This is a genomic window from Micromonospora sp. ALFpr18c, from assembly GCF_008868155.1.
Taxonomy (GTDB): Bacteria; Actinomycetota; Actinomycetes; order Mycobacteriales; family Micromonosporaceae; genus Micromonospora.
On sequence record NZ_WBKR01000011.1, the window covers coordinates 44,332 to 62,390 of the forward strand.

Consider the following 18,059-nt stretch of genomic DNA (forward strand, 5'->3'; position numbering starts at 1 on the left):
CGCTGATCAGGCGTCGAAACGGTAAAGTGCGCAGACTGAGCCGGAACATCGACGGCCGGGGTGGAAGGATCGGCGGATGCGGGAGGATTCACCGCGCTGGGAGGAGATCAACTCCAGCTCGTATGTCTGGGAGCAGGACGGGCTGCGCGAGTTGGCCGGCTACCTGCCCGACACCGACCCGTTCCACGTCTGGACGAACGTCGAGTTCGTCGGCGCCGACGGCTCGATCAACGAGGTCGATGCCCTGGTGCTGACGCCGAGCGGTCTCTACGTCCTGGAGTTGAAGCACTGGCAGGGCGAGATTCGCGGTGACGGTACCCAGTGGGTTCGACGGGCGCCGAACTCCCGGCTCATCCCCGAGGACAATCCGTACATCCTGGCCAACCGGAAGGCGAAGCGGCTGGCCAGCCTCATTCGCTACTACGCCAAGCAACACGGGCGGCAGCGTGAAACGCCCTACGTCGGTGCTGCGGTGTTCCTCCACGCGCGGGCGATGCGAGCTGACCTCGACGCGATCGGCAGTCAACACATCTACGGGCTGGAGGGTCACGACTCCGGCCTGCCCGGTTTGAAGAAGCTGTTGTTGGCCGTGCCCCGTAATCCCGATCACCTGGTGGACGAGGCGCGTGGGCGGGAGATCGTCGAGCTGGTGCGCGGCGCGAAGATCCGGCCGTCGGTGGCGGACCGCAAGGTCGGCCAACTGCTGCTGCATCCGAAGCCGTTCGCGGAGGGCCTCGGCTGGCAGGATTTCCTCGCCGGCCACACGCTGGACGCCTCGCTCGTGCGTCGGGTGCGGTTCTACCTGACCAGTCGGGCTGCCGAGCACGAGGTGCCGGCGATCCGCAAGGCGGCGGAGCGGGAGTTCCGCCTCCTGCAGGGCATCCACCATCCGGGAGTGGCCCGGGCGCACGACCTGGTCGAGCATTCGTGGGGGCCGGCGGTCGTCTTCGACCACCAGCAGGAGTGGGTACGCCTCGACCAGTGGCTGCTCCGGCGCGGCGACGCGTTGACGTTGGCCCAGCGGCTGCAGCTGGTGCAGGATCTCGCCGAGATCATCGACTACGCGCACTCTCGCCGACTGGCTCACCGGGCGCTCTCACCTCGGGCGATCTATGTCGGCGATCCGGACGGGTCGCGCCCGACACTGGTGGTCACCGACTGGCAGACCGGCGGTCGGTTGGCCGCCACGACTCAACTGACCCGTCTCGGCACCTCGAGCGACCCAGCCAGCCTGGAGCTGTTCTTCGATGACGAGGTCCGTCGTTATCAGGCGCCGGAGGCCGAGAACGCCACCCGAATGCCGGGCCACCAGCTCGACGTGTTCTCGCTCGGAGCGCTGGCGTACCGGATCTTCGCCGGGGCTGCGCCGGCCGCTACGCCGGAGGAGTTGGTTAACGCGGTTCGGGACAGCGGCCTGCACCTGGACGCCGCAGTCGATGGCATGCCTGACATTTTGGTCAAGCTGGTCTACGACGCGACCCGGGGCGACCCGGGCCACCGGTTATCCAGCGTTTCCCGTTTCCGCAGTGATGTGGAAGAGGTCTGGGAGAAGCTGACCGCACCGGAGCCAGAGCCGGTGACCGACCCGCTTTCGGCCCACCGGGGTGACGTGCTCGACGGCGGCTTGGAGGTCAGGGACCGCCTCGGTTCCGGCGCCACCGCGGTGGCCCTCCTGGTCGCCCGGGAGGGGGAGTCGCGCCCGCTCGTGTTGAAGGTGGCCCGCGACGAACAGCACGAGGAACGGCTGACCGCTGAGGCCCGTACCCTCGGGGGTTTGAAGCATCCCCAGGTGGCGGCGCTGGTCAAGGGGCCGGTGCGGGTCGGTGGCCGGACCGCGCTGCTGATGGAGTGCGCCGGGGCGCGCACCCTCGCCGAGGAGTTGCGTGGCGGTCGATTGGCGCTGGACCTGCTGGAGCGGTATGGGCGGGACCTCCTCGACATCGTCAACTATCTCGACGGGCAGGGCGTCTGGCACCGTGACCTGAAGCCCGCCAACCTGGCGGCCCGGCCCCGCCCGAAGGACAAGCAGCCGCACCTGTGCGTCTTCGACTTCTCGCTGTCGTCGAGCCCGGCCGACCAGATTGGCGCGGGCACCGTCGGCTATCTCGACCCGTTTCTCGGCCCGCCGCGGCGGATGCGCTACGACGCGGCGGCGGAGCGGTTCGCGGCGGCCGTCGTCCTCTACGAGATGGCGACGGGCACCCTGCCCCGATGGGGCGACAATGCCAACCCGGTGGTGGTCAGCGATGAGGTGACCCTCGATCCGGCGGCGTTCGACCCGGCCGTGGCCGACCGGCTTGTGGAGTTCTTCCGCCGGTCGCTGGCCAGGGACGCGGCGGTCCGGTTCGACACGGTCGACGAGATGACCGATGCCTGGCGGGCCATCTTCCAGCAGATCCCGCAACCGGCCGTGACGCCGGTCGGGCCGCTGCCTGCGGTGGTGGGGTTGACCCGTGAGTCACCGCTGGAGGTGACGGAGCTGACCGCGCGGGCCCGCTCGGCGCTGGAACGGCTGGGCATGCACACCGTCGGTGACCTGCTGGACGCCGAGCCATCGGAGCTGACCAGGGCCAAGGGGGTGCCGGACGCCACCCGTAAGGAGATCCTTGCCCAGGCACGCACGCTGCGGGCGGTGCTGCCCGGCGACAGCGAGCCGACTCCCACCGAGGAGCAGCCGCTGGCACAGGGCGTCGAGGCGCTCTGTGTGACCCTGCTGCCGGCCACCACGTCACGCAACCACCGGACGGTGGCCGTGCTGCTCGGGCAGGCGCCCGCCGACGATGGCACATTCCTGTGCTGGCCGGCTCAGAGCGAGGCAGCGCGAGCCACCGGCCGGAGTCAGCCGCAGATATCCAAGCTGTTGAGCGCGCAGGCCAAGACGTGGTTGGGTAACCCCGCACTGGAGGCGGTACGCAACGAACTCGTGGCGTTGCTCGACGCCCGCGGCGCGGTGATGTCCGCCGAGGAACTGGCCCAGTCGTTGATCGCGGCCCGCGGTTCCTACACTGCCGCGCCGAAGCGGTTGCCGCAGGCGGTCGGGCTGGTCCGCGCTGCCGTCGAGGCTGAGCTGAGCACCGGCGGGGACGCCCGGTTGGCCATCCAGCGGTTCCGTACCTCCAGCACCGTCCTGGTCGGTCGGGAGCCGGACGATCCGGCGTCCGACGTCACCGCCGCTGACTTCCTCGGGTACGTGGTGGCGCTGGGCGGCCGAGCCGTCGAGTTGGCTGACGCTGACCCGCTGCCGACCCGGCAGCGCGCTGTCGAGGAGCTACGCCGGCTGCCCTCGCCGGCCGGCATGCCTGCGGTAGCCGACCTGCGCTTGTTGCAACTCGCCGCGATCGGGAGCAACGACCGGGTCGACGTCAATGCGCAGGGGCAGCTCTACCCGGTGGGCATGTCGGCGGAGCGCGCGCTGCGGCTGTCGGTCGGTGGCCTGATCGGCCAGCGGCTCGGGCCGCAGCAGATCCGTGACCGGGTGCAGAGCCGCTTTCCCCGGGCGGAGCGGGTGCCGGACCGCCCCGCCCTGACTGACCTGCTCGCGGCGGCCGAGGTGCCGCTGACCTGGCACGCACAGGACCGGGTGTACGGGCCGGTGAGCATGCCCGCCTCGGTGACCGGCACCCGAATGGCCACCACGCACGCGCCGTTGCTTGGGCCTACCGCCACCGATGAGGTGGCCCAGAAAATCGCCTCGGCCATCGAGCGGCGGTCTTTCCTCGCGGTGCTGGCGCCATGGCGGCGGCTCGGCCCAGCCCGGCGGGCACTGCTGGCCCGGCTGCCGGTGGCCGAGGTGGATGTCACGGCGATCCTGCTGGAGCGCTTGCGTTCGCTGGGCTTTCCGTGGGAGGCGATCGTGGCGGCGGACAACGGCTCGGCTTTGGATGCCGACTTCCGCAGCCTCGTGGATCTGGTCCGACACCAGGTGGTGCCGGCCGTCAACGAAGCAATCGCCGCAGCCGACCGACCGGTGTTGATCACCGAGGCGGCGCCGCTGGCCCGGTACGGGCAGCTCGGGCTGCTCCAGGAGTTGGCCGATCCGACCAGGTCTCGACCGGCGGCCCGACTGCTGCTGGTGCCGGCCCGTCGACCTGACCCGGCGATGCTGGACGGGGTGCAGTTGCCGCTTACGTCACTGGCCAGCCAGTCGTTGTGGCTCGCCGACGACTGGATCGAGTCGTCCGCCAGCGAAGGGATTGAGTCGTGGCGAAGCTCGCCCTGAGCCCGGCCGAGGCCGCGCTCTATGAGCTTGTCGGCACCCGGGCGTTCGTGCGGGCACGCCAGTTGCTCGAGCACGGGGAACTGCTGGACATCCAGTGGGATCCGGAAACCGGTCAGGCGCACGGTCGGCTCGACGGCAGCGCAACCGGCCGGGTGGCGGCGACGGTGCTGTTGGACACCCGACGGCATGGTCGAGGCGTTGGATGGCTCCTGCGGGTGCGGGCAGGCCGGGTGTGCGCACCTTGTCGCCCTGGTGCTCGCGACACTCATTGCGGTCGAGCCCCGGAAACCCCGCCCGGTGCGGCAAACGGCGAGTTGGGAGCGGGCGGTCTCCGCACTGGTCCGGGACGTCGCCCCGCCGCCGGCTGTGCCGGAGTCGGAGCCACCCGGTCTCGGCCTGCAGTTCGACGTTGTCTCCCAGGGCTCGGACGGCGGCGCGGGATTCCAGGTCGACCTACGGCCGGTGCTGCCGGGCCGCACCGGCTGGGTGCGATCTGGAATCAGCTGGTCAACGTTGAGCTACGCCTACTTCGGCCGGTCGGGGCAGACCGAGCGGCACCGTCGACTGCTCGTCGAGATCGCCCGACTGGGGAGTACGGGCAACGACCCCTACCACTACTACGACGGCCATCGGCGGGCGTTCGCGCTGCACGAGTTCGCCAGCCGGCGAATCTGGGACCTGCTGGCCGAGGCGGACGAGGCTGGGCTGCCACTGGTGCAGGCCGGTAAGCGTGCCGGGCCGGTCGTGCTGGGTCGTCCGGCCCGGCTCTCGGTCCAGGTCGATCGGGCTGATGGAGAGCTGGTGCTGGCACCGACGCTGTCGGCCGGTGGCGCCCCGATCCCCGTGTCACGCGTACTCCTCGTCGGCGAGCCGGCGCACGGCCTCGCCGGGTTGGCGGAGCTCAGCGGGCCGGACGCCCGAGCCGGCGTACCGGCGCTCTGGTTGGCGCCGCTGGCCGGGACGTTGCAGCCGGGAATGCTACGGGCGCTCGGCGGGCCGGCCATCCGGATTCCGGCTGCCGAGGAGCAGCAGTTCTTCGACCGTTTCTATCCGGAGTTGCTCCGCCAGGTCGAGGTGTTCGCCGCCGATCCGGCCGTTCAGCTTCCGACGGTAGGGCCGGCCACCCTGACCGCGACAGCGAGCCCCGAGCCCGACCAGCGTCTCCGGGTGGCCTGGGAGTGGCATCGTGTCGTCGGGGGCCGACGCCATCCCGAGCCGCTGCGGGACGGGATGTCTGCCGTCGCGGATGAACGCCGCGCGGAGCTCCTGCGGCAGGTCGTCGACCTGGTCGCCAAGCCGGTGCCCGAGCTCCTGGACTCGACCGGGCCTCGACTGGCAGCCTCGGCGAGCCTCTCCGGTGACGCCCTGATCCGGTTCGTCAGTGACGTCCTTCCGCGACTGGCCGAGCTGGACGGTGTCGAGCTGGTCACCCCACCGGACGGCGCGCTCGACGACTACCAGGAGACGTACGCCGCGCCCACCATCACCTTCGCCGACGGCGGTGAGCCCGGCGAGCATGACTGGTTCGACCTGTCGGTGCGGGTCACCGTCGGTGGTGAGCAGGTCGACTTCGTCGCGCTCTTCGCGGCGCTCGCTCAGGAGCAGCAGTACCTGATCCTGCCCAGCGGCACTTACTTCGCACTCGAACGACCGGAATTCCAGCAGCTGCGGGATTTGATCGCCGAATCCCGGGCACTCGCGGACGCCCCACCCGGGGTGCTGCGGGTCGGCCGATTCCAGGCCGGGCTCTGGGACGAGCTGGCCGAGCTGGGTGAGGTCACCGGCCAGGCCGCGGCCTGGCAGCGGTCGGTACGCGCGCTCAGCGAGGCGGCACCCACCGCCGAACAGCAGATCCCGGCGGGGGTACGGGCGCAACTGCGCCCGTACCAGCAGGATGGTTTCCGTTGGTTGGCCACGCTGCACGATCACGGCCTCGGCGGCGTTCTCGCCGACGACATGGGGCTCGGTAAGACCCTGCAGACGTTGGCGCTGATCTGCCACGCGCGCGCCGAGTCACCGTTTCTGGTGGTCGCGCCTGCCAGCGTCGTCGCCAACTGGGCGAGCGAGGCGGCCCGCTTCACACCGGAGCTGGACGTGCGGGCGGTCACCCAGACTGTTGCCCGGCGCGGCGCACCCCTGGCTGAGGTGGCTGCCGGCGCGGACATCGTGGTCACCTCGTACACGCTGTTCCGGCTGGAGTACGACGACTATCGCACCATCGAGTGGGCCGGGCTGATCCTCGACGAGGCGCAGTTCGTCAAGAATGCGCAGTCCCAGGCGCACCGCTGTGCGAAGCTTCTGCCGGCCCCGTTCAAGCTGGCGATCACGGGCACGCCGATGGAGAACCACCTCGGGGAGCTCTGGGCGCTCTGCTCGATCACTGCGCCGGTTGCTGCCCCGTGCCGACCGGTTCACCGACTACTACCGCAACCCGATCGAGAAGGAGCGGGACCCGGACCGGCTCGCCCAGCTACGCCGCCGGATCCGGCCGCTGATGCTGCGCCGACGCAAGGCGGACGTGGCGGCCGACCTGCCGGCCAAGCAGGAGCAGGTCATCGAGGTGGAGTTGGACCGCCGGCACCGCCGGGTCTATCAGGCTTACCTGCAGCGGGAGCGGCAGAAGGTCCTCGGTCTCCTCGGTGACCTGGAGAAGAACCGGTTCGAGATCTTCCGGTCGTTGACGCTGCTGCGGCAGGCGAGCCTCGACGTGGCGTTGGTCGACCCGAAGCACCAGAATGTGCCGGCGACGAAGCTGGACGTGCTCACCGAACGGATTTCCAGCCTGGTCGCCGAGGGGCACCGGAGTCTGGTGTTCAGCCAGTTCACCCGCTTCCTCGGCGCGGCCCGGCAGCGACTGGAGGCGGCCGGGATCAGCTGCAGCTATCTGGACGGGACCACCCGGGACCGGGCTGCCGTCATCGACGGATTCAAGAACGGCGGCAACCAGGTCTTCCTGATCAGCCTCAAGGCCGGTGGCTTCGGCCTCAACCTCACCGAGGCCGACTACTGCCTGCTGCTCGACCCGTGGTGGAACCCGGCTGCGGAGAACCAGGCGGTCGACCGGACGCACCGCATCGGCCAGACCCGCAACGTCATGGTGTATCGGATGGTCGCCAAGGACACCATCGAGGAGAAGGTGATGGCGTTGCAGGCGCGTAAGGCGGAGCTGTTCAGCAGCGTCCTGGACGGCGGCGAGTTCGCTTCCGCGCAGTTCACCGCCGCCGACATCAAGAGCCTGCTGGAGTAGGCGGCGTCGGCTTCTCATGGGTCTCGACGGGACCCGTCAGATCGGGAAGCCCTCCGCTCTTGAGCCAGTCGGCGAACTGTCGCCGATTCTCCAGGTCGACGACAGCCTTGAGGGCCGCGTCGACGGTGGCCCGTGTCGTCGCGGTGCCGAGGATCTGGCCGGCCTCGGCCAATAGCTTGTCATCCACATCAAGGACAGTCCGGCTCATGGGTACTCCTCTGGTGAGCGATCATCGCCGATGGCATCGATTGGTCGGCATGCCCTTGATAGCAGACGCTGCGGGAACGCCCTAACGTTCGCCCCGTAAGCCAACGTCTGGATTTGAGCGTCGCAGGCGTCGGCGCGCCTCCCGTCCGGAGTGGACGACGGGAGGGCACCTGCGTCGTCACTTACTGTGGTAAAAATCTAGGAATGCCGCTGCGCAAGATCGTGTTGGAGAACTACCGCTGTTTCCGGGACCGGCAGGAGATCGAGTTGGCCCCGGTCACGGTGGTCCTCGGTAAGAACAACTCTGGCAAGAGTGTGCTGACCCGCGCGCCGCTGGTCATCGCCACGGGCTTCAACACCAGCGGCACGGCACCGCTCGACCTCGACAGGCTCGGGCCGGACACCGTGGACGACTTCCGAGAGCTCTACCATGATCATCTCACTGGACGCCCGATAAAGCTCGGGCTGGTTGTCGAGGGCAGATCGAGGTTTGCTCTTGAGGCCGAGATCCAGTACGTGGACAGCATCAACAGCGCGGTCGTGTCGAGTCTGGACATCGTGTCGCCGCAGATCACGGCGATGCTCGTCTCATCACGGTTGGTCGCGTCCGGCCAGCGCGATACACCCGACATCGACGGGATCGCCGTCACTCCGCTGCCCCAGATTCGTCAGGGTGAGCAACTGGAGTACGAAATCAAACAGGTTGGACGAGAGCGGACTGTCCTGCCGGTCGCCTTCAAGGGACTCGTGCCGGACCTGAGCGCGGTGCCGGGGCTGACGGACCTGGTCGACTTCGAGCTAAGTCCCGGCCCGATCCGATATCTCAGCCCATATCGGGAACGGGTCGCTCGGCAGCACCGACTGCCGCTGGGGGCACCGAAGCTGTTGGGCGTGCAGGGCGAAGGAATGCAGGGCATCCTCGCGGATGACGCCCGCCGAGCGGGTGGCGCCCTGGTCGCACGAGTCAACGAACTCCTGGAAGCGATCGTGCCAGACTGGCGGATCGCCGAGATCCCGGACGGCACCCTCTGGTCGACGGTACTGGTCCGGCGGGACAGCGAGGTCAGGGTCAACCTGGCCGACGCGGGTACCGGGCTGGCCCAGGTGCTGCCGATTCTGGTGCAGTGTGCCCTCGACGAGATGCGCGGCGCTACGGACCTCGCGCCCTTGCAGATCATCGAAGAGCCGGAGATGCACCTGCATCCGGCGGCGCACGCCGAATTGGCGGACCTCTACCTCAACACCGCCAGGGCGACGAGCACCCAGTTCCTCATCGAGACGCACAGCGAGACGTTGCTGCTGCGACTACGCCGCCGGATCGCCGAGCACAACGACATCTCGGCCGACATGGTCCGGGTGTATGTCGTCGAGCAGCGGGACGGTGCCTCGGTGGTTCGTCGGGTGGACATCGACGAACTAGGCAACCTTGACGACACCTGGCCCGACGGCTACTTCTCGCAGGACTACCACGAGGTCCGAGCCCTCGCTGCCGCACAGATGGAGCGACTCGACGATGCTTCTTGACATCGACACTGAGGTCTTCGATGGCGATGACCATCTTCCGGTGATCGAGATCCTCAAGCTGGTCGCACGGGGACGTCACGATTGGTCGCCGACCGGCCCCGAGGCGGTACGCGCCGCATCCTTCGTGGCGACGCTCTACGCGGCCAAGATCAAAGGGCCGGACCTGAAGCTTTGGGCCACGAAGGCTGTCGAGGCGGCAGCGGACCGTGGCCTACCGGCCGCCGCCCGGCCTCGCAGCCGACGGGGGTTCGCGGTGACGACGGGAAATGTCGGGGCGGTCGCCGATGACCTGGGCAAGCCAGCGGTGCTGGTGGTCGAGAACAGAATCGGCGACGGCGGCTTCGTCCAGGCAATGGCGGCTGCCCTCGACGACCAGCGGGTAGTCCAGGCGCTTCGGAAGCGGTGGTTGAAGTTTTGCCACAGCGGCGGCACCGGTCAGATGCCGGCTCTGGCAGCCGACGAGTGTCGGGACTTCTCGCTGATCATTCGGGTCGCGATGCTGCTCGACAGCGACCGTGACGATGCCGCCAAACCTAGCCCGAACGACGCCAAGGTCCGGCAGGCGCAGCGCGACGGCGTGCCGCACGTGCACATGCTCACCTGGCGGATGGTCGAGAACTATGTGCCCTTCCAGGTGTGGGACCGGCACTTCCCGCACCGCACGGACAAGGTCAAGGAACTCCGGGGGATGGTCCCGCAGCAGCGCGGATACAAGCATCTCAAAGTTCACTTCGTAGGCAAGGATGGGAAGATGCCTTCGCCACTGATGCCGGAGGGCCTGATGTTGTCCGAGGCCGACTTTCATGAGCTAGGACCAGACGTGGTAGCCGAGCTGCGGCAGGTGCTGGCAATGATCCACGAGATCCTGTAGGACACTGGCATCATGCTGAGTGAGCGCGGCGAGAGCCGACTCGAACCGGCCGTGCTTCATTTGGACGCGGTTCTGGATGACGTTGGCGCAGGCGTGCTGCGGGTGCCGGCCTTCCAGCGGCCGTTCGTGTGGCGCCCTGAGCAGATGCTCGACCTGTTCGACAGCGTCGAGCGGGGCTACCCGATTGGGAGCCTGTTGCTATGGGAGACCACCAGGCAGGTCGAGTCACTCGACCAAGTCGGCGACGTGACCGTCGACGATCCACCCCCGGGGCAGGTGGTGTCCTATGTGCTGGACGGACACCAGCGGATCTCCACGCTCTTCGGTGTCCTTCGTCGCCTCGGTCGTCCGCCTCGCCCTGACGATCAGCGCGAATGGAAGTGGCGGATCTACCGCGACCTCTCGCCCAGGAGTGACACCGAGCGCTACCGCCACCACCGTGCAGCTGGCACTCCACCCGCTCCGGCACCGGACAACTTTCTCCCTGTCCGCTCAGTGGCGAACACCCTCGACTTCCTGAACTTCTCACGCAACCTGGAGTATCGCGTGGGCCGGGACAGGGCGGATCGGCTGGTGCGCGAGGCGGATCGGGTCGTTCAGCGCATCAAGGGCTACAAGCTCAGCCTGATCACAATCAAAGGCGGTGACCTGGAGCAGGCGGTGGAGGTCTACACCAGGCTCAACCGCAAGGGCGTACGGATGGATGCCGACCAGGTGATATCCGCGCTGACTCACCGGCCGGGTCAGCGCACGCTGGCCAACCGCGTCGACGACATCGTGGAATCGGTCGCAACCACCGGTTTCGGTGAGCTGCCTCGTCTGGCCGTTTTCCGCGTCGTCCTGGCGGTCGCCGATGAGCCGGACGTGATGACACCGCGGTGGGAGGCAATGGCCCAGCGACTTCAGAACCGCTTGGTTGATGCCGTTCCCGCAGCGGAGCAGGCGGTACACCGCACGGTCGAATTCTTGATCTCTGCGGGTCTGCCCCTGGCTCGGTTCCTGCCCTACGCACACCAACTCGTGGTGCTGGCCAAGTTCTTCCACCATTGCCCTGAGCCAAACGATGACCAATGGTTCGAGCTGCGGCGCTGGTTCTGGGTCACCTCCTGGGCTGGCTCCTTCGCAGGTGCGAACTCGACGGTTCTCCGGTCGGCTCTCGAGGAGATGCAACTGTTCGCCACCCGGCGGGTCAGGCTGAGCCTCGACACCGGGGCGGTCCAGCCGATGCCCGACGCCTTCAACCTGAACAGCGCTCGTACGTTGGCCTATGTCGCGTGGGAGACGAACGAGCTGCCCAAGCGCTCGGATGGAATGGGTCAGGAGTTCGACGTGGTCCGGTTGCTCGCCTCAGGTGCGACCCAGGCATATCGTTCGGTAGTCGCCGGTGATTCCCGGCCCGCCAACAAGCTGGTCTTTCCTACTGTCGCGGGGCTCGGGGTGGAGAAGTCACTGACCGACCTGCCAGCGGACGGCGGTGGACTGTTCGACCACGATCCCGCGAGCCCCTACTCATCTGCAGGTGCTCGCCGGATCCTCGAGAGTCATGCCATCCCCTTGTCCGCCTGGTTTCGGCTGAAGGAGGGCAACGGTGCCCTCTTCGTTGCCGACCGCACTCGCGAGCTAGAGGTCCGGCTGCGTGCTTTTGCCGAGGAGATCGGGTTCGGACTGGGTGATGATCTCGAAGGCGTGGCCGACGACGACTCGGAGTAGTGGCTGTGAGGGGGAACGGCCTTAGAATCTGGCGGTGATCGAGCTGAAGGCGTTGCAGACGCAGGTCAAGACCCTGGTGGACGATCTGCGCCGGCAGGTCGCGGAGGCGCCGGGCCTGCGGGCGGAGCTGCGCCAGGAGTACGCGGCGGCGAAGGACGCCCAGCGCGTCGGCGGCAGCTTCGAAACCTGGCTCGACGACGTGCTCGACCAGGCAGCGGTTGCCTGGGTGCTCGGCTGCGTGTTCGTCCGGTTCTGTGAGGACAACGCGCTGGTCGAGAAGCTCTGGATCGGCGGGGCTGATCCGGCCGCGCCGGCCGAACGGGCCGTGCAGCACCGGCAGGCGTACCTGATCGCCAACCCCCGGCACAACGACCGGCACTGGCTGCGGGAGGCCTTCGGCTACCTGGCCGAGCTGAAGGCCACCGGCAAGATCTTCGACAGAAAGCACAACCCGCTGTGGCGCTTCGACATCTCCGGCCCGGCAGGCGAGGAGCTGAGCGACTTCTTCCGGCGCGGCGCGGGCGCTGTCTCGCTTCGTCGACCGGACCTGAACACCCGGTTCCTGGGCGACCTCTACCAGGACATGTCGACGCACGCGAAGAAGACGTACGCGCTGTTGCAGACCCCGGAGTTCGTGGAGGAGTTCATCCTCGACCGCACCTTCGAGCCGGCGGTCAAGGAGTTCGGCCTCGCCGCGACCAGCGTCATCGACCCGACCTGCGGTTCTGGGCACTTCCTGCTCGGCGCGTTCCACCGGCTGGTGGGTAAGTGGCGGGACCGGGAGCCAGCCACCGACGTGAAGGTGCTCGTCGAACGGGCGCTCGGCCAGGTGACCGGCGTCGACATCAACGCCTTCGCGGTGGCCATCGCCCGGTTCCGGCTGCTGATCGCCGCGATGAAGGTGTGCGGGCTGACCAAGCTGGAACGCACGCCGGCGTTTCCGGTTAGAGTGGCGACTGGCGACTCGCTGCTGCCGTGGGGGGCGTTCAGCTCCCGAGCGCAGGGCGACCTGCTCGCCGAAATTGAGGGCAAGGCGATCTTCGCGTACGAGAGCGAAGACGCCGACCTGCTCAAGGACTACCTAGCCGAAAACCAGTACACAGTTGTGGTGGGTAACCCGCCCTACATCACCGTCGCGGACAGCGCCCGCAATGGCCTCTACCGCGAGATCTACAAGACCGTCTGTTACCGGCAATACGCGCTGACCGTACCCTTTGCGAAGCGTTTCTTTGATTTGGCCAAGTGGTCAGACGAGCACGGCGAGGGCGCTGGGCACGTTGGCCAAATCACCGGAAATTCATTCATGAAGCGCGAGTTCGGTAAGCATCTGATCGAAAAGTACTTTGCGCACGAGGTTGAATTGACGGAGGTGATCGACACCTCCGGTGCCTACATTCCTGGCCATGGCACTCCCACAGTAATCCTAATTGGTCGGCCCAACAGTCGCCGCCGTTCCGGCACTGTCCGGGCGGTACTCGGTATTCGAGGCGAACCGTCTCAACCTGCGTTCGCCGCCAAAGGTCTAGTGTGGACAGCTGTCGTTGAACAGGTGGCTGTTCCAGGTTCCGAGTCGGATTGGGTTACTGTCTCCGACCTCCCCCGTAGGCAGCTAGCCAATTTCCCGTGGAGTCTTGCCGGCGCAGGTGCCATCGACGTCAAAAGATTCGTTGAGGAGAACTCGTCAGGCAAGCTTGGTTCGATGGTCGAAGTTATTGGGCTTGTAGCCGAAACCCGGGCCGACGACGCTTATTTGATTGGGCGCTCGATGGCTCGCAGGCTGCGGGGCGATACGCAAATTGCGCCATTCATTACTGGCACTGCAATTAGAGACTATGTGGCAGATGAAGGTGACAGTGTCGTATTTCCATACGACCTCAATGGCTCGCCTGTTGCGGGCCCGGCTGGGTTAAGGCTGCTTTGGAGGTATCGACTCCCGCTAAAGGCGCGTCGCGCACTCTCTGGAACTCAGGAGGAGCGCGGCCTGGCCTGGTTTGAATATTCGGATTTCCACCCAGCAAGGTGGGTGGCGCCTATGAAAATATCATTTTCGTTCGTTTCTACACATAACCGGTTTATATTGAATCGTGGCGGAGATATTTTCAATCGCGCCGCGCCGGTTATTTTGCTTCCTGAAGGCGCGGGTGAAGCTGAATACTTGGGGCTCCTTGGGGCTCTTAACAGCTCGACTTCCTGCTTTTGGCTCAAACAGGTCTGTCATGACAAGGGCATTCGTGGCCAGGGTGGTGGTTTCACGAGCGATGACTGGGAGCACTTTTATGATTTCACGGGGACTAAGGTAAATGAATTTCCGCTGCCTTCGGCGTACCCGTTGGGGCGGGCACGGGAACTTGATGGGCTGGCGCAGCGGCTCAGTGGCTTGACCCCGGCGGCGGTTGCCGCTTCGGGGGTGCCGAGCCGGCAGCGGCTCGCGGAGGCTGAGACGGAGTACCACTCGGTGCGGGCGCGGATGATCGCGTTGCAGGAGGAGTTGGACTGGGAGGTCTACCGGCTCTACGGGCTGATCGACGAGGATTTGACCTGTCCCGATCCGCCGGAGCTGAAGCTGGGGGAGCGGGCCTTCGAGATCGTGCTGCACACCAGCGGGGCGCAGACCGAATGGTTCAACCGGCACGGGTCGAAGCCGATCGACCGGCCGCAGCCGCATTGGCCGGCGGAGTACCGGTCCCTCGTGGAGCGGCGGATCGCCACCATCGAATCCAACCGGCACATTGGGCTGATTGAGCGGCCGGAGTGCAAGCGGCGCTGGTCCACCGACGGGTGGGAGAAGATGCAGTCGGCCGCGCTGCGGGATTGGCTGCTCGACCGGTTGGAGTCCGCGGAGTTGTGGGCGGGGCAGCCGAAGCCGTTGTCGGTGGCGCAGCTCGCCGACCGGGTCGGTGGGGATCAGGATTTCCGGGCGGTGCTGGATCTGTGGGTCGGGCACGACAGCTACGACCTGACGCGCACGCTGGGGCAGTTGCTCGCCGACGAGCATGTGCCGTACCTGCCGGCGCAGCGTTACAAGCCGGCCGGGCTGCGCAAGCGCGCGCAGTGGGAGCGGACCTGGGCGTTGCAGCGTCGGGAGGACGCGGGGGAGAAGGTCACCATCGAGGTGCCGCCGAAGTACACGTCGGCGGACTTCGCCCGGCCGTCGTATTGGAAGGCGCGCGGGAAGCTCGACGTGCCGAAGGAGCGGTTCATCTCGTACCCGCAGGCGGGGCGGGACAACGACGGCAGCGAGCTGCTCGGCTGGGCCGGGTGGGACCACCTGGCGCAGGCGCAGGCGCTCGCCACCGTCTACCTCGACCGGAAGACTCAGGAGGCGTGGCCGGCGCACCGGCTGCTGCCCCTGCTTGCCGGGCTGGTCGAGATCGAGCCGTGGCTGCACCAGTGGCACTCGGGTGAGCAGCCCGGGTTCCCCGGATCACCGGCCGAGTTCTTCACCGACTTCATCAACGCCGAGCTGGCCCAGCTCAGCTCCGACCGCTCCGCGCTGGCGCTGCTGCGGGGTGTGCCAGAGCTGCCCTGAGATCCGGAGCGGGCAACCTTGACGGCCGGGGTTGCCGAACATATGTTCGGGGGGCGATGGGCGATGGGCGATGGGCGATGGGCGATGGGCGATGGGCGATGCAGGGCGTTCGCAAGGTAGAGATATGCCCGTTCTAGGTGATTCCTAGTAGTTGTTGGGATCGGCGCGGGTTTCGGCTGTTCTTTCATAGGGCTGGCGCGATGGATGCGACGCCGGCCAGGCGGAGCAGGCTGATCGCGGTGTTGCGCAGGGTGGTCAAAAGGGCATCAGTCTAGACATCTGCATGATCGCCAGAAGGCCGCGCTCTTCTACGTACCCACCAAAACCGGCGTGACTATCACATAACCGAATATCCGGTCATAGCTCGATCTTGCGAATGCCCTGCGGTTGACCGCGAATTCCCGCAGGTCAGCCGGCACTCAAGCGACTACGCAATAGCGTGTGCCACGAACGAGGAATGGTGATCGCAATGTAGGAGCGATTTCAGGAATCGATGCTGTGCAGAAGATGAAGGTTTGGCCCTTCGGAGTCGCCTTTCGGGAGGAGGCTTCAAACCACCACATGCTGCGTTGGCTGAAACCTTGCGAACGCCCTGAACTCAGGGGTGGAAGGAATGCGTCAGGCGCTTCCGCACTTCCTCGAACTGGACGACTACCTCGATGAGCAGGCCATCTCGGCCACGACCTGACCGCGGCTATGCGGTCTCGATGGCGACCGCCTGCTGGCGGTAGCCGGCTGTACAGCAGCCTGCCGCACCATCGTCCACGCGGACATCACGATGATCGAGATGGCTGCATTCGTTGCAACAACCGTGTTTCAAAACAAGCTCCATAGTGGTCCGGAGTGTGTCCGATCGTCGGCGTCTTGGGGTCGCGCAAGCAAGATCGGTGAGCCAAGATCTTCAGGCATACCGCCGGGGCCGTGGGCGCATCACGGCCTGAATGTTCGCCCCGAAATCGCGGTATTTCCCGGAGTGCCAGGCGTCGATCGGGTCGCACTTCACGCTCGAGGTGGTCTCGGCCAGGCGGTCGGTGTCGAACAGTTTCCCGTCGAGGATGACGTGCGACCAGCCGTCGGCGGCGACCCGCGCCAACGCGTCGTGCAGGGTGGGTGTCTGCGCCGCCAGGACCCGCACGGCCTCGGCGACGCACCGGTACGCAGTCGCCCTCGACACCCCGAACCCGGCCCCGATGATGGTCTTGTCCTCACCCTTGCGGAACCACACCAACACCAAAAGCGCCTGGTAGAAGCAGGTCAACGCCCACGCGCCCGCCCGGGTACCCAACGCCCGGCGCTCGGCGCGCAACAGCCGCGCCACGTGCTGCACGAGTTCCCTGGGGACGTCGAGCAGAATAGGTGATCACGTGGAGCCCTCTCGGAGACTGATCTTGTCGCAAAGACCTGTCTACCGATGGCTCCACGCCCACATCCAGCACTGTCCGCCATGGACGCAATGCCCGTGTCGTCCCGATCCGCGCTCCCGTCCTTGTTGAGATCACCTCACTGGGTCACCTGGCACTGAACCCGGGGTCGATCTCTCGCGTTCCATAGTAGGGCCTCAAAATTTTCGGCCGAAGGGCCCCTGTCCGCAATCTCGCCAGAAAGGACTATGCAGATGGCCCGAATCAATGACCCGAATCGAACTCGACATCTAGTCGATTATGCCTGGAGTCATGTGCGGAGAAAGGTGAAGGAGGGGGATGACCAATTCCTGATTTATCTGGCTCGCCATGCCGTACGTGTAGCCGGCGCCAACGAGAGGGAAGAGGCTAGGATTACGGGGCTCAACAGAGAGGATCTGGTATTCGATAGAGAAATCAGCCAAAAGACGAGCAACCTCCTACAGGATGTTCTTTACATAGAGGCTTTTATATCTGAACAAGCTTCGCGGCGACCTTACTGGATCAGGCCTGATTCAGTCATTGGCTCCCTGCACGCGGAATTCGTTCGTCTTCGTGAGGAGCGGCAGCCCGGCCCGTCCGGTCCCTCGCAGGCGGCTCCTAGGGGCGCGTACTCACCTGCCCCCTTCGCCGCATTAACGAGTGCACCTACCCAGTCCGGCATGTCCCGGGTTTCGGCACCACCTCCGGGTGGCTTCCTGCCGCCGGCCAACCCTTCACAGGGAAATGGAAGCGCACTCAATCGCGGTCGATAGTCAGTGTCCCGGTCGGGGTCCGGTGACGGCAACGAATACCTACTGCTGACCTCGATTCGTCAGAGGGGTCTTGTCCTCCGGTAGGGTTTTCGGCTTGACCGTTTTGTCCCCTAGGGTGTGGCGTGGGGCGTCGTCTGTCACGACGGTGGTGCCGGGTCTCCGATCCCGGGACAGGGCTGTTGCGTTCTCGTTCGGCGAGCCGGTGAGCTGGGATGATGCCGGGTGATTGGCCTATGTGGAGGCGGTTGAAGCGGGTGAAGCCCTCAGGGTGATCATGGAGTTTCTCTAGGACTGCACGACACCGAGGACTCCACCCGCAGATGTCATCATCCCTGATCTCCGTACTGACTGTGACAACCCCGAGCGGTGAGACGCCGTCACCGCCGATCACCGAGGGTGAACGTCGTGGGCTCCTGGACGCTGTCAGCGTGATCCCGGACCCGCGTAATCCGCACGGAGTGCGGTATCCACTGGCCGCGTTGCTGACCGTCGCGGTCTGCGCGGTCCTGGCCGGCGCCTCGTCGTTCGCCGCGATCGCCGACTGGCTGTACGACCTGGACGAGGCGGACCAGCAGCGGCTCGGGTTCACCCGGGGCG

9 protein-coding genes and 1 pseudogene are annotated in these 18,059 nt (G+C 66.5%); 8 read left to right on the forward strand and 2 right to left on the reverse strand.

The window, feature by feature from the left end; translation table 11 throughout:
• Nucleotides 1–76 precede the first annotated feature (76 nt).
• The 3 genes and pseudogenes from pglW (at nt 77) to F8271_RS33765 (ending at nt 7,466) form a co-directional block, all read left to right on the forward strand.
• Nucleotides 77–4,219: a BREX system serine/threonine kinase PglW gene (gene pglW / locus F8271_RS04395; protein ID WP_151488347.1), complete on the forward strand. Its 4,143-nt coding sequence runs from the start codon at nt 77–79 to the stop codon at nt 4,217–4,219.
• 1,230 nt (nt 4,220–5,449) lie between these two features.
• Nucleotides 5,450–6,583 (forward strand): annotated as a pseudogene (locus F8271_RS32940) (DEAD/DEAH box helicase); the annotation flags it as partial.
• Nucleotides 6,483–7,466: a DEAD/DEAH box helicase gene (locus F8271_RS33765; RefSeq protein ID WP_255473641.1), complete on the forward strand. Its 984-nt coding sequence runs from the start codon at nt 6,483–6,485 to the stop codon at nt 7,464–7,466. The pseudogene F8271_RS32940 and the gene F8271_RS33765, both read left to right, overlap by 101 nt.
• Here the strand turns inward: F8271_RS33765 and F8271_RS04410 are convergent.
• Entirely contained in the window at nt 7,447–7,674 is a 228-nt protein-coding gene (locus F8271_RS04410; RefSeq protein WP_151488350.1) for a type II toxin-antitoxin system VapB family antitoxin, read from the reverse strand. The genes F8271_RS33765 and F8271_RS04410 overlap by 20 nt on opposite strands.
• 203 nt (nt 7,675–7,877) lie before the next feature.
• Between F8271_RS04410 and F8271_RS04415 the strand changes: the two genes are divergently transcribed.
• From F8271_RS04415 to pglX, 4 genes are read left to right on the forward strand one after another with little or no spacing between them, the layout of a single operon-like run.
• Entirely contained in the window at nt 7,878–9,197 is a 1,320-nt protein-coding gene (locus F8271_RS04415; RefSeq protein ID WP_151488351.1) for a DUF3696 domain-containing protein, read from the forward strand.
• Nucleotides 9,187–10,068, forward strand: coding sequence for a hypothetical protein (locus F8271_RS04420; protein WP_151488352.1), 882 nt, complete (start codon nt 9,187–9,189; stop codon nt 10,066–10,068). The genes F8271_RS04415 and F8271_RS04420 overlap by 11 nt, the downstream gene beginning before the upstream one ends.
• Nucleotides 10,069–10,080: 12 nt before the next feature.
• A complete protein-coding gene (locus F8271_RS04425; protein ID WP_151488353.1) occupies nt 10,081–11,778 on the forward strand; it encodes a DUF262 domain-containing protein in 1,698 nt (565 codons plus the stop codon).
• Nucleotides 11,779–11,812: 34 nt separating this feature from the next.
• On the forward strand, nt 11,813–15,307 hold the full coding sequence (gene pglX, locus F8271_RS04430; RefSeq protein ID WP_151488354.1) for a BREX-2 system adenine-specific DNA-methyltransferase PglX: 3,495 nt from the start codon (nt 11,813–11,815) through the stop codon (nt 15,305–15,307).
• A 901-nt stretch (nt 15,308–16,208) separates the two neighbouring features.
• Here the strand turns inward: pglX and F8271_RS04445 are convergent.
• Nucleotides 16,209–16,634, reverse strand: a complete 426-nt coding sequence (locus F8271_RS04445; RefSeq protein WP_225854157.1) for a transposase family protein — start codon at nt 16,632–16,634, stop codon at nt 16,209–16,211.
• A 1,178-nt stretch (nt 16,635–17,812) separates the two neighbouring features.
• On the opposite strand from F8271_RS04445, the gene F8271_RS04450 reads away from it, so the two are divergent.
• A partial coding sequence (locus tag F8271_RS04450) for a transposase family protein (RefSeq protein ID WP_225854158.1) occupies nt 17,813–18,059 on the forward strand: 247 nt, incomplete at its 3' end.

Coding starts and splice junctions, on each gene's coding strand:
- F8271_RS04415 (WP_151488351.1), top strand. CDS start 7,878: ATGCCGCTGCGCAAGATCGTGTTGGAGAACTACCGCTGTTTCCGGGAC.
- F8271_RS33765 (WP_255473641.1), top strand. CDS start 6,483: ATGCGCAGTCCCAGGCGCACCGCTGTGCGAAGCTTCTGCCGGCCCCGT.
- pglW (WP_151488347.1), top strand. CDS start 77: ATGCGGGAGGATTCACCGCGCTGGGAGGAGATCAACTCCAGCTCGTAT.
- F8271_RS04420 (WP_151488352.1), top strand. CDS start 9,187: ATGCTTCTTGACATCGACACTGAGGTCTTCGATGGCGATGACCATCTT.
- F8271_RS04425 (WP_151488353.1), top strand. CDS start 10,081: ATGCTGAGTGAGCGCGGCGAGAGCCGACTCGAACCGGCCGTGCTTCAT.
- F8271_RS04410 (WP_151488350.1), bottom strand. CDS start 7,674: ATGAGCCGGACTGTCCTTGATGTGGATGACAAGCTATTGGCCGAGGCC.